The following is a 24,071-nucleotide window of genomic DNA, read 5'->3' as shown; positions in this document are numbered from 1 at the left end:
CGCCCATTATGGGCACCCGTGCTGTGTCATCCCCGCTGGTGAAGGGTGAGGTGCACCAGCAGCGCGCGGTGGTCGGTGTCGGACACGTGCAGGAACCGGGCGCCGCTCGCCGAGAACTCCTGGGAGACGAGCACATGGTCGATCTGGGCGCCGATCACCGGGGCGGTGCGGGCCGGCCAGCTGGGGGTGCGTCCGTGACCGGAGAGCCGGGCGGCGTCGCGCAGACCGGTGTCGAGGATGCGCCGGAAGGCCTCGTGGTCCTGGGAGGCGTTGAAGTCGCCGGCCAGGATCAGCGGCGTACGGGTTGCGGCGGCCACCTCCCGCAGCCGCCCGAGTTCGCGGCGCCACAGGCCGACCTGGCCGGGCAGCGGGGGCATGGGGTGCGCGAGCTGGAGCCGTACGGCGTGTCCGCGCACGTCGGCGACGGCGCCGGGCATGCCCATGGTGCCGGGGACGGGGGCCGTGCCCCGCAGCGGGAAGCGGCTGAGGATGACCGAGCCCCCGGAGCCGCCCGCCTCGACGGCCTGCCGGTAGGGGTAGGCGGCGTCGAACTCCCGGCGCAGGGTGGCCTGGCAGGTGTACTCGCACTCCTCCACGAACACGATGTCCGGTCTCCTGGCGCGGACGACGGGGACGAGGGAGCCGGTGCCACGCCCGAACTCGACGTTCGAGGTGAGCACCTCGACGTCGGCGAGCGGGGTGCCGTGCGGTTCGCCGGACGGCCCGTACGGCCGGATGAACCACGCCAGCAGGGCGAGGACGGCCAGACACCACACCAGACCGAGCCGCCACCGCGCGAGGAGGGCGAGGAACAGGGCCAGTGCGGTGGGCGCGAGGAGCCACGGAAGGAACGCGAGGACCTGGGGGATCGGCGTGACGCCGTCGGTGCCGGCGGCTCTGCAGCCCACGACGACGCTGACGCCGGCCAGCAGCAGCCCGGCGCACCAGGCGCCGAGCCGCCGGGCTGAGGAGGTCACAAACCCCGAGATTACGGGCGGTCGTCGATCCGCGCCAGGAACCCCCGCAGCGCCTCGTCGAACGCCTTGGGCCGCTCCAGGTTCGGCAGGTGGGCCGTGCCCTCGATCACGCACAGGGTCGAGTCCGGGAGGGCCGTGTGCATCGCCTCCGCCTCCGCGACCGGCGTGTACTCGTCGTCCTCGCCCACCACGACCAGGGCGGGGACGGTCACCCTCGTCAGCAGGTCGCGGTAGTCGGGGCGGGCGGCGCGGGCGCGCAGGGCCGCCGCGGCGAAGCGGGGGGACGTGCCCGTCATCATGCGGTGGACGTGCGCCTTGACCCGGGCGTCGGCGTACGGGGCGACCATCTTCTCCAGGACCTCGTCGGCGTACCCGCGCATGCCCTCGCGCAGCAGCCGGTCCGCCATGGCGTGGCGGGTGCGGACGCCCTCGGGGGTCTCGGCCGCCGGGAAGGTGTCGGCGAGGACCAGGCCCCGGACGCGGTCCGGGAACCGCCGGTAGCAGTCCATCGCGATCTGGCCGCCCATGGAGAGCCCGGCGAGCACGCAGGTCTCCACCCGCTCCCGGTCCAGCAGCGCCTCGATGTCCTCGGCGAACTCCTCGAAGCGGGTCACCTCGGGACCGGCCGGGGTGCCGCCGTAGCCGCGCAGGTCGGGGGCGATGACGCGGCGGGCGGGGGAGAACGTCTCGAGCTGCGGGTTCCACATCGTGCGGTCGAAGGGGTGGCCGTGGATCAGCACCAGGGGGATCGCCATGACCACGACCCTAGGTCGGCCCAACTCCTCGGTGCAATAAGATCTTTGCCCTCGGTGCAATCGATCCGTACAGGTCAGGGACTCGCATGGGACACGACTACCGGCGCATCGCCGACCGCATAGCCGCCGACATCGCGGCCGGCCGGCTCCGGCCCGGGGAACGGCTGCCCCCGCAGCGGGCGTTCGCCCGCCGGCACGGGGTGGCCGCGTCGACTGCGGAGCGGGCGTACGGCGAACTCGTGCGGCGGGGCCTGGTCGTCGGCGAGGTCGGACGCGGCACCTTCGTACGGGCCGCTCCCCCGCGGCCGGGCGGACGCGCGCTCACCGAACCGGCGACGACCGCCCTCGTCAACATGGAGCTCAACTACCCTTCCGCGCCGGGTCAGTCGGAGCTCCTCGCCCCGGCCCTCGCGCCGCTGACCCGGCCCGACGTCCTGACCGACGCCCTCCGCCCGGCCCCCGCCGACGGCACCGCGCGGGCCCGCGAGGCCGCGTCCGCCCTGCTCGGCCTCCCCGGCCAGGTGCTCTTCACCGGCAACGCCCGGCAGGCCATCGCCGCCGCCCTCGCCTCCCTGGTCCGGCCGGGCGGCCGGGTCGGCGTCGAGGCGCTGACGTATCCGCTGGTCAAGGAGATCGCCGCGCGCATCGGCGTCACCCTGGTGCCGCTCGCCACGGACGGGGACGGACTGCTCCCGGACGCCGTGGCCGCGGCCCACCGCAGCACTCCCCTGTCCGCCCTCTACGTCCAGCCGACCCTGCACAACCCGACCTCGGTGACCATGAGCGGCGCTCGCAGGCGTCAAGTGGCGTCCGTGGCGGTCGACTTGGACATCCCGGTCGTCGAGGACCGCATCTGGTCCTTCCTGGCGGACGGCGAGGAACCGCTCGCCGTCCACGCCCCGGGTCTCACCCATGTCGTCGACGGGCTCTCCAAGCGGGTCGCGCCCGGGCTCACCGTCGGCTTTCTCGTCGTACCGCCGCACCGGGCGGAGCAGGTCGCGGACGTGGTGCGCTCCGGGGGGTGGAGCGCGGGGCGGTTCGCCCTGGAGGCGGCGGTGCGGTGGATCGAGGACGGGACGGTGGCCGGGCTGGTGGCCGCCAAGCGGGAGGACGCGCGGCAGCGGCAGCGGCTGGTGGAGCGGTGGCTGGGCGGCTTCCGGGTGCGGTGCGATCCGCGGGCGTACTACGCCTGGTGGGACCTGCCCGCGCCCTGGCGGGCGGACACCTTCACGGCCGCGGCGGCCGGGCACGGGATCGCCGTGACCCCGGGACCCGCCTTCGCCGTGGACCCCGGCCGGACGCCCGACGCCGTCAGGCTCGGACTCGCGTCGGCTGCCCTGCCGGATCTGGAGCGGGCGCTGGCGACCCTCGCCGCCGTCGCACGAGGTGGACCCAGCGGCCGCTGAGCCAGGCGGCCAGGGCGACTGCCAGACCGATCGCGACCAGCAGCCAGGCGGCCTCGCGCAGGGTCGCGGTGAGGGCGTCGTAGACGGCGCCGGCGGCCGGACGGCGGGCCTCCTCGGGCAGGTCCGCCAGCGTGAGGTCGCGGCCGACGAGGACCGCGAGGCCCAGCAGGGCGCCGCCGAGCGCGGTGCCGAGGGCGGTCGCGGTGAGCGCGCGGCGGCGGCGGACGGCGATCGCGATGCCCGAGAGGGCGAACACGACGGCCGCGACGGGGAGCCAGAAACCGGCGACTTCCAGCACGTGGAACCCTTTCCGGAGCCGGTCCAGGTCCTGGGCCGGGAGAACGTCGACCGCCGTGTGCTCGACCGGGATACGGCTCGCCAGCGGCATGTGGTCGTCGGCCAGTCGCTGCTTGACCTGCGCGGTGACGGGCGCGAGGTCGACGGTCACATCGCCCTCGTGGTCGTCGCGCAGGGCCCGCAGCACCGCGTCGTGCAGGACCCGGTTGGCGGCGTCCCAGGCGGCGCGGAAGGCCTCGGTGCGGGTGAAGGAGCGCACCGCGTCCTGCACGAACGGGCGCACCGCCGAGCGCATCGGGCGGACGTCGGCCTGGTCGCCGACCTCGTCCATGATCCCGGCGCCCACGGTGTCCGCGACGGCGTCGCGGACGTTCGGGTCGGCGGCCAGCGGCGCCATCGTGGTGACGTACACGCCGGTGTCGGCGAGCCCGTACGCCGCCCAGGCCGCCAGCGCGCCGCAGGGCGCGAGGAGACAGGCGAGGGCGATCAGAGCGGCCGACAGGGCGCTCCTGAGGCGTGAGGGCACGCTCCCAGGCAACCGCCCGGGCGCCGGACCCGCGAGCGGAAGGACTCCGTACGGGTGTACCGGGTGTCGTCTCAGCGGATGCGGTTGCCGACGGCGTCCTCGCGTGTGTAGTAGCGGTAGAAGAACACGAGGAAGATGCCGGCGGTCACCGCCACGCCCAGCGCGGCCGAGCGCAGCACCGACTCGCCGGTCTGGCTGTAGAGGAAGCCGATCGAGGCGCCCGCGAAGGCGGACTTCACCAGGGAGTGCAGCTCCCGCCTGAGCAGCGGGGCGAAGGTCGCGACGGCGATGCACAGCACGATCCACGCCGCGGCCGTCACGAAGCCGAACAGGATGTTCCAGCCGGTGATCTCACCGCCGCCCCGGCGGTTGGCGGCCGCCCAGTAGCCGTAGAGGAGTCCGAGCACCACGGGGATGCCGTACCGCCCCGCGGTGTGGACGCGTTCGTCGAAGAGGTCGGGTGTGCGGGTGGGGCGGGCGGCCCGGTTCGCCCGGACCCGCCCCATCATCCCGCCGGACGTGGGTGCCACATGAGCCATGAGAGCGCTCCTCTCTCTCCTCGCCCCCTACCAATGCACACCTGGGGAAGGGGCCTGGCAAGTGGGAAGGGAAGGGGCAAGTCGGGGGAGGCGGGCGGAAGGGCACGTTTGCGGTCCGGAGACCCACCTTTGCAGCCGCAGCGGTTACGGTGCTGCCGTACGTGATCGACGGGGGATGGGGAGGGACCGATGCCAGGAACCGTGCTGCTGCTCGCCGCCGCCCCGGCGGGCAAGGGGTGCTTGGTGGACGCGGCCTCCGTGCTCCCCGTGCTCGCCGCCGTCCCGCCGTCGGTGCTGTCGGGCACGGACACGGCCAACGTCGTCGAACTCGCCGACCCCCTGGAGCCGCAGGCCGTGCTGACCCGGCTGCGGGCAGCCGCGGCGGCCCCGGGCCCGCTCACCGTCTTCGTCACCGGACAGCTCCAACTCGACCGCCGCCAGCGGCTTCCGCACCTCGCGCTGGCCCGGACCACCCCCGCCACGGTCCGCTACACCGGCCTGCCCTGGCACTGGATCCGGGAGGAGCTGCGGCTGCGCCCCGCCGGTGCGACGACCCTCCTGCTCGATCTGCACGCCGACGCCGAGACCTGGGAGTGGCTGCGGGCGAACGCTCTGGACTGCGGCCGCAACACCGTCGTCCACGGCCGGATCGCGCCGCCGCCCGCCCGCAGGGAGGTGGCCGTGCCGACGTACATGAAGGCGGTGGCGACCCTGCTGAGAAGCGGCCGGCGTCCGCCGCTGGACCAGCTCCACCAGCAGGCGCTGAGCCGGATCGCCGACGAGGCTCCCGGGCTGGTGCTGACCGCGCCGACGGCTCCGCCCCCGCAGTCACCGGCCGTCGACGACCCGCACGCCGCCATCTCCGCCGCCGTCCGCTCCGGACGGCACCCCGACGCCGACGCGCTCGCCGCCCGGCACGAGCATGCGGCCCTGAGGGCGTACGGCCCCGGGTCCGAGTCCGCGCTGCACTGGGCCGAGGTCCGGGCGGACCTGGCCATGTTCGCCGGGGATCCGGTGCGCAGCTGCCGCACCTGGCTGGGGGTGGCCGCCGCGCGGCTGACGGCGGGGCAGGCTGCCGACGCGCCGGAGGTCGAGACGGCGGTGGACCGGGCGCACCACCAGTGGGGGCAGATCCGGGACCCGGAGGCGGCCCGCGAACTCGGGCCCCGGCTGGCGGACCTGCGCTCACGGGTGCCCGGCCGCCGGCAGGGCGCGCTCGACCATGTCCAGCGCCAGCTGCGCCAGTTGCAGACCCAGGGCTGAGCCGCCGCCCAGGCGTCCGGTCTAACCGGCGAGATACGCCAGCGCCCCCGACACCAGCGTCCGTACGCCCGGCGTGATCGTCGCCAGGTCGGGTGCGAAGCGGGGGCTGTGGTTGCTGGGGACGGCGAGGAACTTCTCCATCAGGTCCTCGCCCTCGGCCGCGTCCCACACCTCGGCCGGCGTCGTCGTCACGAACCAGTAGTCGTACGGGATCCCGCCCTCGGCCAGCCGGGGGAAGTCCTCGCTGCCCATCACCGGGCCGAAGTCCAGCACCGTCCCCGCGCCCAGCACCTCCTCGTGCACGGCGGCCACCCGGCGGTCGGTGTCCGCGTCGTTGACGGTCACCGGGAAGGCCGCGCCCACCCGGATCTCCGGCTCGCGGGGGCAGCCGGCGGCGAGCGCCTCGCCGGCCGCGATGCGCCGGACGGCCGCGATCATCCGCTCGCGCACCTCGTCGGACTGGGTGCGCAGGTTGAGGGCGATGCGCGCCTCGGACGGGATGATGTTGTGCCGGGTGCCCGCCTCGATGCGCCCCACGGTCAGCACGGCCGACTCACGGGCGGCGATCTCGCGGGAGACGACCGTCTGCAGACGGGTCACGAGGTAGGCGGCCGTGACGACAGGGTCGACGGTCGTCTCGGGCCGTGAGCCGTGCCCGCCCCGGCCGTGCACGACGATGTCGATGTCCGTCGAAGCGGACATGACCAGCCCCGGGGTGTGGGCGTAGAACCCGACCGGGCCGGGCGCCGCGTGCTGTCCGAGCAGCACGTCCGGCCGGGCGAGCCGCTCGTACAGGCCGTCCGCCACCATCCGTGCCGCGCCCTCGCCGGTCTCCTCGGCGGGCTGGCCGACCACGAGCAGGGTGCCGCTCCAGGCGTCCCGCCCGGCGGCCAGCGCCTCCGCGGCGCCCGCGAGCCAGGTCACGTGCAGATCGTGCCCGCACGCGTGCATCACCCCGGGCACCTCGGAGGCGTACGGCAGCCCGGTCTCCTCGGTGACCGGCAGCGCGTCCATGTCGGCGCGCAGCAGGACCGTGGGCCCGTCGCCGTTCCTGAGCATCCCGGCGACGCCGGTGGCGCCGACGCCCTCCTCGACCTCGTACCCGGCCTTCCTCAGCCGCTCGGCGAACCGGGCCGCCGTGCGGTGCTCCTGGAGGGAGAGTTCGGGATGGCGGTGCAGATCCCGGTAGAAGTCGGCCAGATCGGCGACCGGGAGAGAGGCGGTGAGGTCGAGGGCGGCGCGGGCGGCGGCAGTGGTCACGTCAGGCAGCGTACGCAAGTTGGCTCACGCGTACGGGTCGAAGTCGATCCCGCTCGGCTTCGCCTTGGCGAGGTGGTCGTCGAACTTGGCGTCCTGGAGCGGGAAGTTGGCGTCGCCCCAGTCCGAGGCGTTCAGGACGGAGCGCAGGTTGGAGGCCATGTTCTCCCAGGTGAGCAGGTTCTCCTGGTGCCAGGCGCCGTCGTCGTTCTCCGGGGTCTCGCCCCACTTGGCGAACCGGAAGTCGTGGGTGGACAGACCGTCCTTCTGGTAGACGACCTGGACGCGCTGCCCGCTCATCGGCACGTCGGCCACGGCGTGGGTGTCGAAGTCGCCGTGCTGGGACGCGGACAGGTACGACGGGGTGGAGTCGCCCTGCCTGACCCAGACGACGATGCACTCCCAGTCGTGGCGGTGGCCGATGCCCGGGGAGGCCTCGTCCTTCTCGAAGTAGCTGGCGTAGACGGTGCCGCACCAGCCGTTGTCGCACTTGGTGCGCGAGTAGGTGTTGGCGTGGTCGAGATGGCCGGTGCGGCAGCTGCCGGTGACCGAACCGGTCGGCTTCAGGCCGCCGTTGAGGTTGCCGTCCGGGTCGATGGCGGCGGCGGGGTAGCAGCTGTCCGTGTCGTAGTCGTACAGCGGCTCGAAGTTCTTCTCGTATGTGGTCGCGTTCTCGGGCAGGTTCTGCAGCACGCCCGCGGAGGCGCTGCCGGACAGGGCGACGGCCAGGACGGCGGCGCTGCCCGCGACGGCCGCGGATCGGGCGAGGCGGTGGGGCATGGGGAGCTCCAGTCGACAGGGCGGACTTGCCCCGGACATGACATCCGGGCGACCGAAGACTGGCAGTCCGAGGACGCCTTGGAAAGGCTTTTCTGCGAACGTGCGCGGGCTGTTCGAGGAACTGATCAGTGCGCGTTCACAGGAAGGAGCCCCCGGCGGGACAGGACTTGGGGATGGGTGCCCCGCCGGGGGTGTCTGTGCCGGATCAGGCCGCGGCCGTCAGAGCTCGTCCTTGGGGTTGGGGTTGGCGCCGTCGTTGAGGGCGATCGCCAGCAGGGACGCCGCCTGCCGTGCGTCGGAGATGCTCGCCCCGGCGACGCTCGTGCTCGCGCCGTCGTCCGTGTGGTTGGTCTGGCCGACGAAGACGTGGCTGACACCGGCCCAGTCGCGGATCAGGGAGATCTGCTGGGAGCTGTAGTTGACCGAGTTCCCGCTGTCCAGGGAGGAGGCGACGCGGTCGGCGAGGGTACGGAAGCGGGATCCCTCCGAGATGCTGAAGATCAGGGAGAGCAGGCCGCGGGCCTGGTTGAGGCGGGTCGAGTTCGGGTTGTCCAGCTGGAACAGGGCGTTCGCCAACGGGCCGGGGCCGACGGTGACGTCGGTCAGTGCCTGGTCGGCGACCCGGGCCAGGGCGTCGTAGCCCTCCCTGCCGACGAAGAAGTTGTCGTCGCTGGAGGACTGGTTCGGGACCCCGCTGATGAGGTTGAGGACGCGGTTGCTGGGCGACCTGACGCTGTAGACGCGCACCACGTATAGGTCGCTGAGCCGCACCACGGCGTGCACGGTGGGCGCGAAGTGGCCGGGGGCGCTGATCACGATGTCCGCGAACTTGTTCGTCTTCGTGTTGTCGAGGACGGTGACCGTCACGCGGTTGCCGCGGGTGTTGACGAGCGACGCGCTCTGCCGCGCGTTGGCGGTCGAACGGGCCAGCTGGTCCAGGTCGGCGAGCATCTGGCGGTAGGCGTCGGCGCCGCCGTCGATGTTCCAGTGGATCTGCGGGAAGTTGACGTTGGCGACGGTCTCGGCGTTGATCTTCACAGGGGCGGCCGTCGTGCCGGCGGACGTGGCGGTGATCCCGTTCCCCAGCCCGGACACCGCGACTCCGAGGAGTGCGGACGCGGCGGCCGCGGTGAGGCCGATACGGCGAAGGGTGTTGCTGGGCATGGCGTGCTCCGGTTGTTCGGTGGCCGTGATGTCACCACCGACGATCGCGACCGGGGAGTTGATTCGCAGGCCCCCTCGGGGCCTCAATCAATTCCGCCCGGCCCACAGGGCGTGACACGTGTCACGCTCGCGTGCGTGACACGTGTCACTTCACCGGTCCGTCACCCGGTGTCCAACTACCGTTCCCTGCCGCGGCTTAGGATCATCGCGCCTGATGTCCCTTTCGTCAGGTGCACGGAGGTACGAGCACATGGGGCGTCCCGAAAGACCACTGGACCCCGGGTCCGGTCCCGTCCAGCGACTCGCGCACGAGCTGCGGGAACTGCGCCGGGAGGCCGGCGGGCCGTCCTACCGGGCGATGGCGAAGACGGCCGGCTTCTCCGCGACAACGCTGTCACAGGCGGCCGCGGGTGAACGGCTGCCCTCGCTCGCCGTCGTCCAGGGCTACGTCCGCGCCTGCGGAGGCGACCCGGACGCATGGGAGCCGCGCTGGAAGGACGCCGAGGCCGAACTCGCCCGGGCCTCGGTGCAGGAGGAGCCGGAGGCACCGGCGCCGTACCGCGGGCTCGCCCGGTTCGAACCCGGCGACCGGCACCTCTTCTTCGGCCGGGACCGCGTGGTCGACGAGGTCGACACGCTGGTCTGCGAACACCGCTTCGCCGTCCTGTTCGGCCCCTCGGGCAGCGGCAAGTCGTCCCTGCTGCGGGCGGGACTGATACCGCGGCTGCAGGAGGAGATCGTCCGGCGCGGCACCCCGGCCGCCCTGCGCATCCTCACGCCCGGCCCGACACCCGCCACGGCCTACGGACACCTGCTGACCCCTGCCCCCGGCGAGCCGGAGAGCTGGGTCGTCGTGGACCAGTTCGAGGAGGTCTTCACCCTCTGCCGCGACCCACGGGAGCGCTCGCGTTTCGTCGACCTGCTGCTCGCCGCCCGCGACCCGGACAGCCGGCTGCGCGTCCTGATCGCCGTACGCGCCGACTTCTACGCCCGCTGTGCCGAGCACCGCGGCCTCGCGGACGCCCTGCGCGGCGCCGCACTGCTGCTCGGCCCGATGACCGCGGAGGAACTGCGGGAGGCGGTGGTGGGGCCCGGGCAGGCGGCCGGGCTCATCGTCGAGCGCACCCTCACCGCCCGGCTGGTGGAGGAGGTCCTCGACGAACCCGGCGGCCTGCCGATGCTCAGCCACGCCCTGCAGGAGACCTGGCGCCGCCGCAAGGGCCGCGTGCTGACCCTCGCCGGATACGAGGCCGCCGGAGGGGTGCGCGGCGCGATCGCCGCGAGCGCCGAGGAGGTCTACGGCGGCCTGACCCCGCCGCAGGCCCGCGCCGCCCGCGACCTGCTGCAGCGCATGGTCGTCCCGGGCCAGGGCACCCCCGACACCCGCCGCCCCCTCACCCGCCTCGAACTGGACCAGTGGGCCGACCCCGACGTCCCCGCCGCGCTCGAACACCTCACGCGCGCCCGGCTGCTGACCGCGGACGAGGACGGCGTCCAGCTCGCCCACGAGGCCCTCATCACCTCCTGGCCCCGGCTGCACGGCTGGATCGAGGAGGACCGCGAACGCCTGCGCCACCACCGGGCGCTCACCCAGGCGGCCTGCGCCTGGCTGGAGCACGACCGCGATCCCGGCGCCCTGTACCGGGGCACCCGGCTGGCCCGCGCCGAGGAACTCTTCCCCGGCCACGAGAGCGACCCGGCCCTCACCGGACCGGAGCGCGCCTTCCTCACCGCCGCGCTGGACGCCCGCGAGGCCGAACGCCGCTCCGCCGCCCGGATCATCCGCCGGCACCGCGTGCTGACCGTGTCCCTGTCGGCCGTGCTGGCCGTCGCGCTGCTCTCGGGCTTCGTGGTCTGGCGCCAGTACGGCACGAGCGAGGTCCAGCGCACCGAGAACGCGGCCCGCCGTGTCGCCGACGTCGCCGACGCGCTGCGCACCACAGAACCGCGCGCCGCCCTGCTCCTGGGCGCAGCCGCCTGGCGCGTCGCCGAACTCCCCGAGACCCGCCGCGCCCTGCTCGGCTCCGTCGGTCAGGTGGAGACCGACACCTTCACCGATCCCTCGCCCGGCGACGGCCCCCGGCGCGCCCTGACCGACGGCGGCCGCACCCTCCTCAGCTCCGACGGCCGCACCTGGCACACCTGGGACGTGACCTCCCACCGCGCCCTCGCCTCCGGCCGGGTGCCCGCGGGCACGGTGACCGACATCGGCCCGGGCGGACGGGTCCTCGGCGTGACGGACGACAACCTGGCCGTACGGCTGTGGAACCCCGCCACCGGCCGCTGGACCGGCGGCGCGGCGCCCCTGACCGACGCCACCGACCTGCGCTTCACCGCCGACGGCCGTTCCTTCCTCGCCGTCGAGGGCGACCGGGTGCGGCTGCGTTCGGTCGGGGACGGCCGTGTGCTGTTCCAGACCCCGCCGACGGAGACGCCGCTGACCACCCTGAGCGCCGACGGACGCCTCGCGGCCGTCTGCCCTTCCGGAGGAAACCCGCAGGTCTGGGACACCGCCACCGGGCGCGAGCTGTCCGGCGCCTGGCGCGGCGACCACGTCTGCGACGAGGACCCCGCCTTCCTCGCCCTCGCCGGCCACCGCCTGGCCGCCGCCACGGCCACCGGCTTCCGCGTCTGGGACACGACCACGGGAAGGCGGACCGCCGACGTCCACGACACCGGTGTGCAGTACGCCTCCTTCAGCCCCGACGGAGCCTTCCTGGCCACCGCCGACCGCGGCGAGGTCCGCGTCTGGCGTCTCACCGACACCGGGGCCCCCGTCTTCCGCCACTCCTTCAACAACGAGCACCTCTACGGCGGCCTGTTCTGGGACGCCGACGGCCGCACCCTGCGCTACCTGGAGGGCGGCACCGTCCACACCCTCGACCTCGGCCCGGCCGTCACCACCGCCTGGCGCGACACGCCACTGGACTACGTCCGCCTCAGCCCCGACGGCCGCACCTACGCCACCGTCCAGCGCGCCGGCGACCACTACACCTTCCGTCTCCTCGCCACCGCCGACGGCCGCGTCCTGCACACCTTCCCCGCGGTCCCGGTCCCCGTCTCGGCCGACCCGGGCGAGCCCGTCGTACCCGCCTACACCGTGCCCCTGCTGGCTTTCGACGCCGACGGCACCCGGTTCGCCTACGGCGTCTCGGCGCCGGGCCGGCGTGCGGTGGCGCAGCGGATCACGGTCGCCGACGTGCCGCACGGGCGGGCCGTCGGCTCGCTGGACCTGCCCGGGGACGCGGCCGTGGAGATCGCCCTCGGACCGGCCGGCCGCACGCTGTACGTCTCCCGCGACTCGGCCACCGGGGAGGTGAGCGACGAGGTGTGGGACGTCGCCCGCGGCCGGCGCACCTCGGTCCTGACCGGCGTCACCGCCAACCACCTGGCCGTGCGCCCCGACGGCGGGCTCCTCGTCGGCGACGGCCGGGCGACACGCCTGCCACCCGCTGGCGGAGACGGCCGACGTCGGGGCGCTCGGACCAGCGTGCCCGACCTCGTGCAGGGCGAGGAGACGGGCGCGCTGGCCTTCACCGCCGACGGCTCCCTACTCGCGGCCGGCGACCTGACCGGCCGGGTCGCCCTGTGGAACGGGGACCTGGGACACCGCCTCGGCATCCTGCGCAACGTCTTCGCCGTCCCGCTCGGCACCACCCCCGAGGGGGTCAGCGCCCTCGCCTTCAGCCCCGACGGCCGCACCCTCGCCGTCGCCGGCGACGCCGGCAGCCTCCAACTGTGGGACGTGGCCACGCAGCAGCCCCTCGGCAGTCCCCTCACCACCCCCGGCGAGGAGATCGACTCGCTCGCCTTCAGCGCCGACGGCACCACGGTGTACGCGAGCAGCGCGCATGTGCCGCTCCAGCGGTACGCGGTCGATCCGGCGCGGGCCGTCGAGCGGGTGTGCGCGCGGGCGGGGGGTGTCGGTCTGACGGCGGCGCAGTGGCGCACGTATGTACCGGACGCGCCGTACCGGAAGGTGTGCGACGCGTCGGTCGCGGGCCGGTGAAAGCGGCGTTTCCCCAGGTCAAGCGATTGATTGGCGGCAGGGATCGACTGTCCGGTCAACCCCGGGAAGGCGAGCCTCCCGAGTGACGCCGGCCGCTCGACGCCGACGCACGACCAGGAGGACGACCATGAAGCTGTCGGACGGCTCGATGAAGGGCCAGTGGTACTGGGCGACCTGGAGGTGCTGACCCCGGCAGGTCCCTGTCCCGACGGCGTGGGCCGGGGCCGCGGTTCACCGGCCCGCGTCGTGGACGTGCTGTACGTGCTCGGCCCGTCCCGCGTCGTCCGCCTTCGCCGGGACCGCGTTGGAGGCCAGCAGGAGGACGGCCACCGCGACGATGGCCGCGCCGAGACCTCGGGCGTAACGCTCGGAGATGTTTCGGAGCACGGCAACCTCTCAATGGCGTTTCAACAGTGTTGTATTAAACGCGCTTAAGGTGCCGCTTAACCTAGGGGCTCCGGCGGACAACAGCAAGAGGGCCAGGGGGAGTTGGGGATGGCGGAACGTGACGATCCGGAGACGATCGGGCGCCGGGTGCAGCAGTTGCGGGGGGAACGGGGGCTGACGCAGCGGCAGCTGGCGGAGCCCGCGTACACGCCCGCCTACATCTCCACCCTGGAGGCCGGCCGGGTACGGCCCTCCGACGAGGCGCTGCGGCACATCGCCGGGCGGCTCGGCGTGGCGTACGAGGAGCTGGTCACCGGACGTCCGGCCCACCTCGCCACCGACCTGCGGCTGAGGCTGACCGGGGCGCAGCGCGCCCTCGCGGCCGGCGAGGTCGAGGAGGCCGCCGCCTGCTACACCGCCCTGCTCGCCGAGGCCGAGGAGCACGAACTGGCCGACGTCCGGGCCGCCGCGCTGCTCGGACTCGGCGAGTGCGCCCTGGAGAGCGGTGAACTGACCGCCGCCCGCGGGTACTTCGAGCGCACCGAACAGGTCCTCGCCGACGCGCCGCTGCCCGCCCGGGTGCCGGCCCTGCGCGGGCGTGCCGTCTCCCACTACCTCGCCGGTGAACTCCGTTACGCCGTCTACCTGCTGGAGTCGACCCTCGACGAGCTGAACCGGGGCGGGCTGCACGACCCCGACGCGCTGCTGCTGCTCTACGCCAGCATCATCGGCCCCTACATGGACATGGGCGTCCACGCCCGCGCCGCCAAGGCCGCCGAGTTCGCGCTCGCCCTCGCCCCGCAGGCCGGGGACCCCGCGCTGGTCGCCCGGATGCACCGCTCGGTCGCCCGCACCCTGCTCGCCGAGGGACGTATCGCCGAGGCCGACGCCTCGCTCGCCAGGGCCGCCGAGCTGTACCGGACCCTGCAACTGCGCACCGAGCTCGCCAACTGCCACTGGATGCGCGGGTACGTCTGCGCCCAGAACGGCGAACTGGAGCGGGCGGAGGGCGAGTTGCGGCAGGCCCTGACCATGCTCTCGGCGGGCCGGGCCGCCCTCTACAGCAGCCAGGCCGCCGTCGAGCTCGCCGACGTGCTGCACCGGCGCGGCAAGTCGGACGAGGCCGCCGACCTGCTGAACGAGGTGCTCAGCACCCTCAACTCCGAGCGCGGCGCCCTGCACTCCGCCGCCGCCCACCGTCTGCTCGGCATCATCGCCGAGGACGCCCGCGACACGGAGGCCGCCGAGGAGCACTACGTACGCGCCCTGAGCCTCCTGGAGCGCGCGGGCGCCGCCGGCGACCTGGCCGACCTGTGCCGTCTCCTGGGCGACCTGTTCCGCCGCACGGGCCGCGTCGAAGCGGCCCTCGACGCCTACCGCACAGGCCTCGGCCACCGCACGGCCCCCGGCACCACCACCCTGGGCCCGGCCCCGGCCCAACCTCCCCTGTGACGGTGAGGGGCACGGCACGCGGGTGTGGGTGGCGGTCACTCCTGGTGGGGGGGATGGTCATGGCGGCCGGGCTTGGTGGCGGCCAGCCCTGGTGGTGGGGGTGGTGATGGATTCGGGTTTGTGGCGGCCGCTTCTGGTGGTGGGGGTGGTCAGGCTTTCGGGTCTGGTGGGGGCCGCTTCTGGTGGTGCGGGAAAGTCATAGCTTTCGGGCTTGGTGGCGGCCAATCCTGGTGGTGGGGGGCATGGCTTCCGGGCTTGCTGGCAGCCACCTGTCGTGGTGGGCGGTGATCCTGGCACCCGGGGCGTGGGTGGCGGCCACCGCCTGGTGGTGGGCGGTGGCCGCCGGGCGAGGGCGCGCCGCTCCCCGTACGCGCGCTCGCCGGGGATGCCCCCGTGCCCGCTCGGGACGGCGGGAGACGCCCCGGTCGGCGTGGCGGTCACGGGGACGAGGGCCAGGGGGTCGGGCCGACGGTGCGGAACGGGACCGTGCGGCCGGGGCGGGGGGAGCGCTCGGTACGGGATCCGGCCACAGGTCGGTCGGCACACCGGCCGCGAACGCCCACCCGGGAGCGGCGGCACCGGGCTCGCCCTCGTGCGGCCGCTGCCTGACACGCACCACAGCCGACGGTAGCGAGCGGCGCCCGCGCTGTGAAGACCGGTCCGGGAAGCCGCTTCCCGGCCGGTTCCACGAGCCCTGGGTACTTGAGGGAGGCTTGCGTTCCCTTGCCGGGAGCGGGGCTCCGCCCCATGACGCAGCAGCGATCGGCCGGGCGACGGCGACCGGCTCCCCTACACCGCCGCCGCGAGCGACGAGCCGGCGGCGGCTCGGCGTGGGGCCGGAGCGTCTCGGACTTCGTCGGGCTTGCTCGCGAGGATCGCGCGGCTCAGACCTGGGCGCGGCCCTGTTTGCGTACGTCGGCCAGGCGTTGGAGGCCCTTCTGTACGGCCGTCGCGGTGACGTCGGGGGAGACGTCGGCGAGGCCGCCGTCGCTCACCGCGATGGTGTCCTCGCCGGACCGGACCGCGGCGACGTCCAGGGTCAGCACCGTCGGCTCGCCGTCCGCCGTCGCGCCGGTCAGCGTCACCCGCAGCCCCTGCCGCGCGTCCCCGACCTCGGGCAGCCGCGCCTGCGTGACCTGCACGCCCTGCACGGCCCCGTACTGGGTGACGGCCGTGAACCGACCGCACGTGCGCGGCAGCCCCCGCATCCAGTCCAGGGTCCGGGACACCTCCCCCGCGTCCAGCGTCAGCACCTGGTAGCGCAACTGGGCCTGGTCGACGGCGTCGTCGAGCCCCACCACGGCCCGGATCCGGGCGTCGGTGCCGAACAGGTCGTCGGTGTACAGGGCGTCCAGCAGCCGACGGCAGTCGGGCGCGTCGGTGGTCGCCTTCAGCACCCCGTCCCGCCAGGTCGCCGCCCCCTGCGTGGGCGCCCAGGGCTCCCCCAGGTCCGCGGCCGTCACCAGCGCGGCCTGCGCCTGCGCCTCGGTGAGCGCTCCGGGCGCGGGGGCGGTGGGCGAGGATTTCGCGGCCGGGGAGGCGCCTCGCACCGGCTGCGCCGCCCCGTCCGTCAGAGCCGTACAGGCACTCGCGCCGGCGAGGACGGCGGCGGCGAGGGCGGAGGCGGTGAGGACGCGGGCGCGGGTGCGGGGCATGGGGGCTCCTGACCGACGTACAGGATGGACGTACAGGGTGGGGGTACGCCTCCCACGGGACCACCGGCTGCGACGGCCCACCACCGAGCCGGGCCGTACGGGTTACGCGGTGGGGCGGTTGGCCGGTCGGTCCGCGCGTCACGAAAATCCGTTGCGCTCCCCTCCACGCCCGCGCTACGGTCGCCGCCATGCAGCGCGTCCACGCCTTTTCCACGACGACGCCGGAGAACGTCCCGGCGCGCTGAACACTGGACTGGATGTCCGAAGCCCCGGGGCGAGTGCCCCGGGGCTTCGTCATGTGCCGCCGCCCGGGTCGCCCGTCCCTCCCGAGCGAGGAGAGAGACCATGCACGACCACCGACGCCTCGGCCGTGAACTGGCCCTGTTCGACACCGATCCGCTGATGGGCGCGGGGCTGCCGTACTGGCTGCCCGACGGCGCGACCGTACGGCACGTGCTGGAGGAGTACGTACGGGGCCTGGAGCGGGCGGCCGGGTACCGGCACGTGTACTCGCCGGTTCTCGGCAAACGCGAGCTGTACGAGATCTCCGGGCACTGGGCGCACTACGGCGACGACATGTTCCCGCCGATGCGGCTGGGCGGCGAGGAGGTCGTGCTGCGCCCGAGCCTGTGTCCCCACCACGCCCTGATCTACCGTTCCCGGTCCCACAGCTACCGCGAACTTCCCTTGCGCATTGCCGAGTTGGGCGGCATGTACCGTTCCGAGCTGTCCGGGGTGCTGGGCGGGCTGACCCGGGTGCGGTCCATCCAGCTCAACGACGCCCACATCTTCTGCACCCTGGAGCAGGCGGTGGAAGAGGCGCGCGGGGCCGTGGAGTTGATCGGGCGGGCCTACGCGGACCTGGGCATCCGAGCCGCCCGCCACCGTCTCTCCCTCCCCGGCGAGGGCGGCAAGTACGTGGCGGATCCGGCCCTTTGGGAACGGGCCACCGCCCTCCTGCGCGAGGTGCTCGACGGGGCCGGCGTCGCCTACGAGGCGGTCGAGGGCGAGGCCGCCTTCTACGGCCCCAAGATCGACGTGCAGATCGCCGACCCGGCCGGGCGCGAGTCGACCCTGTCCACCGTGCAGATCGACTTCCACCAGCCCGAACGCTTCGGCCTGCACTACATCGGCGCGGACGGGGCGAAGCACCGGCCGGTCATGGTGCACCGCAGCGTCATCGGCAGCATGGAGCGGGCGGTCGCGCACCTCGTCGAACAGCACGGCGGCGCCTTCCCCGCCTGGCTCGCCCCCGTGCAGCTGGTGGTGCTGCCGGTGTCCGAGCAGCAGCGCCCCCAGGCCGAGGCCCTCCTGGCCAGTGCGGTCGCCCGTGGCCTGCGGGCAGACCTCGTCGGCCCCGAACACGGCTCCCTCGGCGCCCGCGTCCGAGCCGCCCGGCTGGTCCCCTACCAGGCGGTGATCGGCGAACAGGAGGCGACCGACGGCCTGGCGGCCCCGCGCCTGCGCGACGGAACCCGCCCGGGCGCCCTGCCGGCGGAGGAACTGCTGCGCCGCATCGACGCCCGGGTCGCGGCCAGGGGCACCGCCCTGTGGGCGTCCGCGTAGCCAGGCGAGCCCGGTCGGGGGATGTGCGCAGGGCTTAAGGTCGGTCTCGTACGTGAAGGTGCGGCGAAGAGGGAGTCCGCTGTGACCGGTCAGCCCGTTCCGGTGATCATCGACTGCGACACCGGTGTCGACGACGCCCTGGCCCTGCTGTTCGCCGTACGGCACCCGGGGATCGATCTGCGGGCGGTCACCTGTGTCGCCGGGAACACCGACGTGGACGGCGTCGTGCGCAACACCCTCACCGTGCTGGAGCAGGCCGGCGCCCCGGAGATCCCCGTCGGGCGGGGCGCCGAGCGGCCGTTGATCGAGCCGGTGCGCACGGCACGGCACGTGCACGGGGTGGACGGCATGGGCGACCTCGGTCTGCCCGCGCCGACCCGCACCCCGGCCGACGTGGACGCCGTGACGCTGCTGCGCCGCGAGATCCTCGCCTCGCCGCGCCCGGTGACGCTGGTCCCCACGGCGCCCCTGACCAACATCGCGCTGCTGCTGCGGACGCACCCGGACGTGGTCCGCAACATCGAGCGGATCGTCTTCATGGGCGGCGCGGTCGCGACCGGGAACGCCACGGCGGTCGCCGAGTTCAACGTCTGGCACGACCCGGAGGCCGCCGCCGTCCTGCTCACCGCCGGCGTGCCGATCACGATGTACGGCCTCGACGTGTTCCAGCGGGTCGTGGTGCCGGGCGCGGACGTACGACGGCTGCGGGCGAGCGCGGAGCCCGGCACCCGTCTCGCCGGTGAACTCCTCGCCCACCGGCCGTCCTCGCCCGACCCGGACAGCGACGAGACCGCCGGCGGGCTCGGTGACGCGGGCGCGGTCTGCTCCGTCGCCGACCCGGCCGGCATCACCACCAGCCTGCTCCCCGTCGAGGTCTCCCTCGCCCCCGGACCCACCCGGGGCCAGACGATCGTCGACCGCCGCGCCCGCCCCGGCGAGTCCGAGATCCACGAAGGCGCCCGCGAACAGCCCCTGGTGGACGTGGCGTTGGACGTCGACGTGCCCCGCTTCGTCAAGCTGTGGCTGTCGGCGGTGGAGAGGCCGTGACGGCGGGCCGGCCGGCGGAGACGGTGCTGATCACGGGGTTTCCGCCGGCCGCACCGACCACTTCTGTTCCACCTTCGCCACCCGCCAGTAGGTCAGCGCCGCCGCCCACACGACCACGAACAGGCCGACGATGACGTAGCCGACGTTGTCCAGGTCGAGGCCGGCGATCCAGCCCGTGACCGAGTCGGTCAGGTCGAACTTCTCGTGCAGGACCCCGACCAGCTCGATCGTGCCGATGAAGAAGGCCACGGCGATGGACAGACCGGTGATGGTCAGGTTGTAGAAGACCTTGCGGACCGGGTTGGAGAAGGCCCACTGGTAGGCGAAGTTCATGAACGTGCCGTCCAGCGTGTCGAACAGGCTCATCCCGGCCGCGAAGAGCAGCGGCAGGCACAGGATCGCGTACCAGGGCAGCCCCGCCGCCGCACCGGAGCCCGCCATCACCATCAGTGTGACCTCGGTGGCGGTGTCGAAGCCGAGCCCGAAGAGGAAGCCCAGCGGGTACATCTGGCCCGGGCGGGTGATCGACTTGGTGAGGCGGCCGAGGATGCGGTTCATGAACCCCCGGGAATCCAGGTGCGCTTCGAGCTCCGACTCGTCGTACGTCCCCGCCCGCATCGCCTTGAAGACCTTCAGGATGCCCATCAGGGCCACCAGGTTGAGCGCGGCGATGATGTAGAGGAAGGTGCCGGAGATCGTCGTACCGAGGACGCCGAGCACCTTGTGGGTGCTGGAGTTCTCGTTCATGACCTTGCCGGCGAGCGCCGTGCCGCCCGCGATCATCGCGGCCAGCAGCACGACCACGCTGGAGTGCCCGAGCGCGAACCAGAAGCCGACCGACACCGGGCGTTTGCCGTCGGCCATCAGCTTGCGGGTGGTGTTGTCGATCGCGGCGATGTGGTCGGCGTCGAAGGCGTGCCGCACGCCCAGGGTGTAGGCGGTGACGCCGAGGCCGATGCCGAAGGCCTTGGAGCCGACCTCGTAGTGGCCGGGGACGACGAGGAGGAAGAGGATCCCGAACGCGACGACGTGGAGGGCGGCGATCACCGCCACCAGCCCCGCGGTCTTGACGGTGTCCTCGCGCCGCCAGCGGAAAGAAGCAGCGTCGGTCATGTTCACGCTCCAGCACCTCGTGGATCACTTCGTGATGCCGTGGCCGGTCTCCTGGCTGACGGGTCGTGTGTCGCCGGTCCGCCTTCCCGGCCGTGGTGAAACGGCCAGTGGCTGCCCCTTGCGGGGGCGTGGACCGGTGACTTCCCGATCACAGTGGCGAGGGCCGCGTCGGCATCGCACCGACTTCCCGAACACCACGGCCCGCCCACCGTAGGGGGCTGGGTCCCCTCCTGCATAGCTGCGTACCTGTGCAGGTATCGAAGATCACAGCGCGGTGCCTGCGAGGATGGGCGCATGCATCTCGTCCCGGCCGACCGCGCGGACCGCCGCACCATCGACGGCCACCGGGTGTGCGACGCCATCGCCGCCATCGGTGACGAGGCCCATGTGCGCACGTGGGCCGACCGCTTCTCGCTGCTCGCCGACCCCAAACGGCTCGCCCTGCTGCTCGCCCTGCACCGCACCGGCCCGCTCGCCGTCTCCGACCTCGCGATCGCGACCGGCATGAACGACCCCGCCGTCTCCCAGGCCCTACGCCTGCTACGGGCGGCCGGAGTGGTCACGGGCGAGAAGGAGGGCCGCGTCGTCCGCTACCGCGTGATCGACGAGGAAACCCGCCTCCTCCTCAAACACTGCGCAGCCGACAACCCGTGAGAGCCGACAACCCGTGAGAGCCGACAACCCGTGAGAGCCGACAACCCGTGAGAGCCGACAACCCGTGAGAGCCGACAACCCGTGACAGCCGACGGCACATCACCGGTCACGGTTCTTGACCAGCCCCGCTCATGACCCGCCCCGTGCGCGACGAACGCCCCGGAGCGGGGGTCTCCGGGGCGTTCGTCTTCGGGGGTGGTTCAGGAGCGGGCGCCTCGGCGGCGCTTGCTCGCCACGACGATGGCCGCGCCGCCCGCCAGGAGGGCCGCCGCGCCGCCGGCGATCAGGCCGGAGCTGCTGCCGCCGCCGGTCTCGGCGAGGCCGCCGCCACCGCCGTTCGGCGTGGCCGCCGGGACGGTGGTGGACGCGGACGCGACCGGGGTGTCGGTCGAGGCCGGCGTCGACTCGGACGCGCTCGGCGTCGACTCGGACCCGCTCGGCGTCGGGGTGGCGCTCTCGGAGGCCGGGGGCGTCGACGGCGGCGTGGAGGCGGGGGTGGAGGCGGGCGGGGTGCTCGGGGGCTGCGACTCGGTGGTGCAGTCCTTCGTACCGCCGTTCCAGGACGCGATCAGCTTGTCCTTGATGACCGCGTGGTCCGGGCCGGCCGGCAGGTCGCCGTGCTCGAAGCCGTCCTTGGCGTCCAGCTTGCCGTCGAACTTGGTGGCGCCCCGGTAGAGGTCGATCTGCGCGAAGCAGCCCGCGTCCGGCACCGCGATGTCGAGGGAGTCGGTCTGCCCGGGCTTGACCGTCACGGTGTCGAAGTCGACGAACACCTGCTGACCCGAGGTCGCGAAGGTCGCGCCGTGGGCGAGGTAGGAGGCGAGCGAGGCGGTGCAGGTGGAGGCGTCACCGGCGGTGCGGACCTTGATGTGGACCTTGCCGTCGTCGGTGGGCTTCAGCGTCTGGTCGTCGACCTTCACCGAGTCGTAGAAGTCCGTGCCGTCCAGCGAGAACTGGCAGCGGTCGGTCTCCGTCTTGGTGCCGGCGCCGGTGCCCGGCTTGTAGGAGCCGCCGGCCTTCCAGCCGTCGCCGCCCGGAGTCCCGCCGTGGGCCCAGGCGCCGGAGGCGGCGGCGACGGTTGCGGCGCACAGGGCGAGCGACGCGGCGCCCGTCCCCATGAGGCGGCGCACGGTGACACGTCTCGCTATGGACATGCGGATCCCCATCTTGGCGTGCGTGACCCGGGCACGGCGGCGCGGGACAGCATGCGGCGGCCGGCCGTGCCGGGGAGATTGGTCTGCGAAAACACTGGGCCCATTGGTCACATGCGCCTCAGTGTGCTCACATGGTGGATCTCCCGCCGAACGCTGTCAACCTGCGGTGACGCGCCGGAAGTTCAGCGCGCCATCACGATTACGCCACAGTAGGAACGGGCGGATCCGCTTCCGCTCGGCCGCCCGAACCTCCTGTCCCGTAGGGGCCCTACGCCCCTTCCTGTGGGGGCTATCCCACCGTCGGGCTGGGGCTGGCCGCCGTGCCTCCCGCACCGCCCGTGCCGGGCGAGGACTCGCCGGGCAGGATCGGGGGCTGGGTGGTGGTGTCCACCGGCGGGGTGAGCACGACCTGGGGCTGGCCCGCGGCCGGGGGCGGCGGGGTCAGGTCCTTGGCGGGCAGCTTCGGCGGGGTGGTCTCCTGGAAGAGCACCTGGTCGAAGTTGACCAGCCCGGTCTGCTCCATGACCGTGATGTGGTCCAGGACCGTCGCGTTGGCCTGGTCGGCCAGGGCGCGCACCACCGTGTTCTTGGTCGTTGAGCGGATCTTCGCGATCGTGTTGAAGATCGAACCGTGCGTCACCCGCAGGATGTTGGCGAAGTCGATGTCGAACTGCTTGCCGCTGTCCGCCTTGAGGGTGTTGACGAAGCCCTCCTGCTGGGGGCTCGCGATGTTGGGGATCGTGATGTTCAGCATCGTGCTGATCTTGCGGCAGCTGGCGTCCAGCGCCGCGTGACCGTCGATCAGGTGCTTGCTGGCGATCTTGACCGCCTGGCTCTGGCCCTTCTGCAGGCCCAGCTGGCCGACGGGGTACTCCCACAGGCCGGCCGCGCGCACCTTGACCACGAAGTCCCGGTCCGCCTCGGTCAGCGGACCCCACTGGGTCTGTGCGACGACTCTCGTCCCTGAGGCCGACACGGTGTTCACCCCGAGCATCGCGGGATAGGCGAGCGCGACCAGAGTCAGACTCAGGGCACCGCCAACGAAGAGAGTTCCCGTCGCGTTCCGCGAAAAGCGCACCGTGCCTCCTGACCGGTCGGGGACCCGCCGGCGTGCGGCGGGGTAGGACGGTGTGGAATACGGACCGGACCCGGACGCGGAACCTTTTGGTTTGGTAAAAACCGGGGGATGTGAGCCATGTCTCCAAGGGGGTTGGAGGTCCGGCCCTTCGGTGGTCATGACAAGGCGTTGACGGAATGTTGACCCGTTCACGGGAGAGCGCGGGTCGACCCCCGACCTAGATTCGGCCCATGCCCCCACAGCCCGCGCCCAGGGTCCCCGCGGCCCTTCCCGTCCTGCCCTACCGCAAGCCCACCAAGGGCCGCGACTACTGGGTCATCGACGACGCACTGCCGGACGTGGACGCCGTACGGGAGCGCTGTCTGGCGAAGGACGACTGGGTCAAGGGCTACCCGTACACCTCGGAAACCTGGCCGGGCCTGCGCACCATGCCGGGCCTGGAGCCCGACGAACTCGCCCGCGTCGAGCGCCTGGTGAAGAAGGCGACCGGGGCGAAGGAGCTGTGGGTGCAGCAGGCGCCCGGCGGCGGCACGCTCAACCACAACTGCGTCCAGGTCGTCGGCGAGGGCGAGAGCGAGCCGCGGCCGCACACCGACTCACGGGCGCTGTGCCGGTACGCGGCCGTGCTGTACCTCAACCCCGGCGTCGGCAAGGACTGCGGCACCGCGTTCTACCGCCAGTCGCTGCCCGGCGGACGGCTCGGCGGCAACATCGTGCAGGCGCCGCACAACAACCTCGTGGAGGCGCTCGGCACCCGGTTCGTGCCCGGGGACCACTTCGAGGAGGACGTACGCGTCCCGCACAGGTACAACCGGCTGCTGCTGTACCACGCCAACCTGGTGCACAGCGCGACCGGCTACTCCGGCAGCGCGCTGGAGGACAAGCGGATGACGGCCGTCTTCTTCTGGATGGCCTGAGCCGGCCGCGCCCGCCGCGTCACTAGCGCACGCCCAGGCCGCCGCGCGCCGCTAGCGCACGCCCAGGCGCCGCGC

Annotated in this window: 19 protein-coding genes, 1 pseudogene and 1 riboswitch; of the genes and pseudogenes, 8 read left to right on the top strand and 12 right to left on the bottom strand. The window is 73.3% G+C overall.

All coding sequences use genetic code 11. The annotated features are described in order from the left end of the window. Nucleotides 1–26: 26 nt before the first annotated feature. Together MKW14_RS11780 and MKW14_RS11775 are read right to left on the bottom strand one after the other, a co-directional pair. Nucleotides 27–977, bottom strand: coding sequence for an endonuclease/exonuclease/phosphatase family protein (locus MKW14_RS11780; protein WP_240861945.1), 951 nt, complete (start codon nt 975–977; stop codon nt 27–29). Between the two features lie 11 nt (nt 978–988). Beyond that, the gene (locus tag MKW14_RS11775; RefSeq protein ID WP_240861944.1) at nt 989–1,732 is read right to left on the bottom strand and encodes an alpha/beta fold hydrolase; all 744 of its coding nucleotides are present in this window, start codon (nt 1,730–1,732) and stop codon (nt 989–991) included. 86 nt (nt 1,733–1,818) lie between these two features. On the opposite strand from MKW14_RS11775, the gene MKW14_RS11770 reads away from it, so the two are divergent. Then, entirely contained in the window at nt 1,819–3,138 is a 1,320-nt protein-coding gene (locus tag MKW14_RS11770; protein WP_240861942.1) for an aminotransferase-like domain-containing protein, read from the top strand. Here the strand turns inward: MKW14_RS11770 and MKW14_RS11765 are convergent. After that, complete coding sequence (locus MKW14_RS11765) at nt 3,044–3,961, bottom strand: hypothetical protein (protein ID WP_240861941.1); 918 nt, start codon at nt 3,959–3,961, stop codon at nt 3,044–3,046. The two genes, MKW14_RS11770 and MKW14_RS11765, sit on opposite strands and share 95 nt — an antisense overlap. A 71-nt stretch (nt 3,962–4,032) precedes the next feature. Further along, nucleotides 4,033–4,500 (bottom strand): hypothetical protein, encoded by a 468-nt coding sequence (locus MKW14_RS11760; protein ID WP_240861938.1) that lies wholly within the window; start codon nt 4,498–4,500, stop codon nt 4,033–4,035. A 189-nt stretch (nt 4,501–4,689) separates the two neighbouring features. Between MKW14_RS11760 and MKW14_RS11755 the strand changes: the two genes are divergently transcribed. Continuing rightward, the gene (locus MKW14_RS11755) at nt 4,690–5,763 is read left to right on the top strand and encodes a hypothetical protein (protein ID WP_240861936.1); all 1,074 of its coding nucleotides are present in this window, start codon (nt 4,690–4,692) and stop codon (nt 5,761–5,763) included. 21 nt (nt 5,764–5,784) lie between these two features. Here the strand turns inward: MKW14_RS11755 and MKW14_RS11750 are convergent, their stop codons facing one another. The 3 genes from MKW14_RS11750 to MKW14_RS11740 all read right to left on the bottom strand — a co-directional run bounded on the left by MKW14_RS11750 (nt 5,785) and on the right by MKW14_RS11740 (nt 8,964). Beyond that, the gene (locus tag MKW14_RS11750; RefSeq protein WP_240861934.1) at nt 5,785–7,023 is read right to left on the bottom strand and encodes an amidohydrolase; all 1,239 of its coding nucleotides are present in this window, start codon (nt 7,021–7,023) and stop codon (nt 5,785–5,787) included. Nucleotides 7,024–7,047: 24 nt separating this feature from the next. After that, nucleotides 7,048–7,800, bottom strand: a complete 753-nt coding sequence (locus tag MKW14_RS11745; RefSeq protein WP_240861932.1) for an NPP1 family protein — start codon at nt 7,798–7,800, stop codon at nt 7,048–7,050. 219 nt (nt 7,801–8,019) lie between these two features. Continuing rightward, complete coding sequence (locus tag MKW14_RS11740; protein WP_240861929.1) at nt 8,020–8,964, bottom strand: ribosome-inactivating family protein; 945 nt, start codon at nt 8,962–8,964, stop codon at nt 8,020–8,022. A gap of 250 nt (nt 8,965–9,214) precedes the next feature. On the opposite strand from MKW14_RS11740, the gene MKW14_RS11735 reads away from it, so the two are divergent. Next, nucleotides 9,215–12,973: an nSTAND1 domain-containing NTPase gene (locus MKW14_RS11735; RefSeq protein WP_240861928.1), complete on the top strand. Its 3,759-nt coding sequence runs from the start codon at nt 9,215–9,217 to the stop codon at nt 12,971–12,973. Nucleotides 12,974–13,204: 231 nt separating this feature from the next. Here MKW14_RS11735 and MKW14_RS11730 read toward each other — a convergent pair whose 3' ends face one another. Further along, nucleotides 13,205–13,360 (bottom strand): hypothetical protein, encoded by a 156-nt coding sequence (locus MKW14_RS11730; protein WP_240861925.1) that lies wholly within the window; start codon nt 13,358–13,360, stop codon nt 13,205–13,207. 108 nt (nt 13,361–13,468) lie between these two features. Here MKW14_RS11730 and MKW14_RS11725 point away from each other — a divergent pair, with 108 nt between their 5' ends. Beyond that, entirely contained in the window at nt 13,469–14,812 is a 1,344-nt protein-coding gene (locus MKW14_RS11725) for a helix-turn-helix domain-containing protein (RefSeq protein WP_240861923.1), read from the top strand. Between the two features lie 884 nt (nt 14,813–15,696). On the opposite strand, the gene MKW14_RS11720 is transcribed toward MKW14_RS11725, so the two are convergent. Beyond that, nucleotides 15,697–16,467, bottom strand: a complete 771-nt coding sequence (locus MKW14_RS11720; RefSeq protein ID WP_240861921.1) for a hypothetical protein — start codon at nt 16,465–16,467, stop codon at nt 15,697–15,699. Nucleotides 16,468–16,806: 339 nt separating this feature from the next. On the opposite strand from MKW14_RS11720, the pseudogene thrS reads away from it, so the two are divergent. Next, nucleotides 16,807–18,033, top strand: a pseudogene (thrS, locus tag MKW14_RS11715) (threonine--tRNA ligase); the annotation flags it as partial. An 81-nt stretch (nt 18,034–18,114) separates the two neighbouring features. After that, the gene (locus MKW14_RS11710; RefSeq protein ID WP_240861918.1) at nt 18,115–19,080 is read left to right on the top strand and encodes a nucleoside hydrolase; all 966 of its coding nucleotides are present in this window, start codon (nt 18,115–18,117) and stop codon (nt 19,078–19,080) included. A gap of 30 nt (nt 19,081–19,110) precedes the next feature. On the opposite strand, the gene nicT is transcribed toward MKW14_RS11710, so the two are convergent. Then, nucleotides 19,111–20,193, bottom strand: coding sequence for a Nickel transporter NicT (nicT, locus tag MKW14_RS11705; RefSeq protein ID WP_240861915.1), 1,083 nt, complete (start codon nt 20,191–20,193; stop codon nt 19,111–19,113). A 24-nt stretch (nt 20,194–20,217) separates the two neighbouring features. Next, a riboswitch (cobalamin riboswitch) is annotated at nt 20,218–20,407 on the bottom strand. 80 nt (nt 20,408–20,487) lie between these two features. Between nicT and MKW14_RS11700 the strand changes: the two genes are divergently transcribed. Beyond that, nucleotides 20,488–20,847 carry an ArsR/SmtB family transcription factor gene (locus tag MKW14_RS11700; protein WP_240861912.1) on the top strand — a complete coding sequence of 120 codons (360 nt, stop codon included), beginning with the start codon at nt 20,488–20,490 and terminating at the stop codon, nt 20,845–20,847. Nucleotides 20,848–21,047: 200 nt separating this feature from the next. Here the strand turns inward: MKW14_RS11700 and MKW14_RS11695 are convergent, their stop codons facing one another. Further along, on the bottom strand, nt 21,048–22,001 hold the full coding sequence (locus MKW14_RS11695; RefSeq protein WP_240861911.1) for an LAETG motif-containing sortase-dependent surface protein: 954 nt from the start codon (nt 21,999–22,001) through the stop codon (nt 21,048–21,050). A gap of 289 nt (nt 22,002–22,290) precedes the next feature. After that, nucleotides 22,291–23,079, bottom strand: coding sequence for a DUF4142 domain-containing protein (locus tag MKW14_RS11690; RefSeq protein WP_240861909.1), 789 nt, complete (start codon nt 23,077–23,079; stop codon nt 22,291–22,293). A gap of 230 nt (nt 23,080–23,309) precedes the next feature. Here MKW14_RS11690 and MKW14_RS11685 point away from each other — a divergent pair, with 230 nt between their 5' ends. Continuing rightward, complete coding sequence (locus MKW14_RS11685) at nt 23,310–23,996, top strand: DUF6445 family protein (RefSeq protein WP_240861907.1); 687 nt, start codon at nt 23,310–23,312, stop codon at nt 23,994–23,996. The last annotated feature ends 75 nt before the right edge of the window (nt 23,997–24,071 follow it).

Origin of the sequence: Streptomyces gilvus (assembly GCF_022513565.1) — a bacterium.
GTDB lineage: Bacteria > Actinomycetota > Actinomycetes > Streptomycetales > Streptomycetaceae > Streptomyces > Streptomyces gilvus.
The sequence above is the reverse complement of the archived record's forward strand: the minus strand, read 5'-3'. Positions and strand labels throughout refer to the sequence as shown.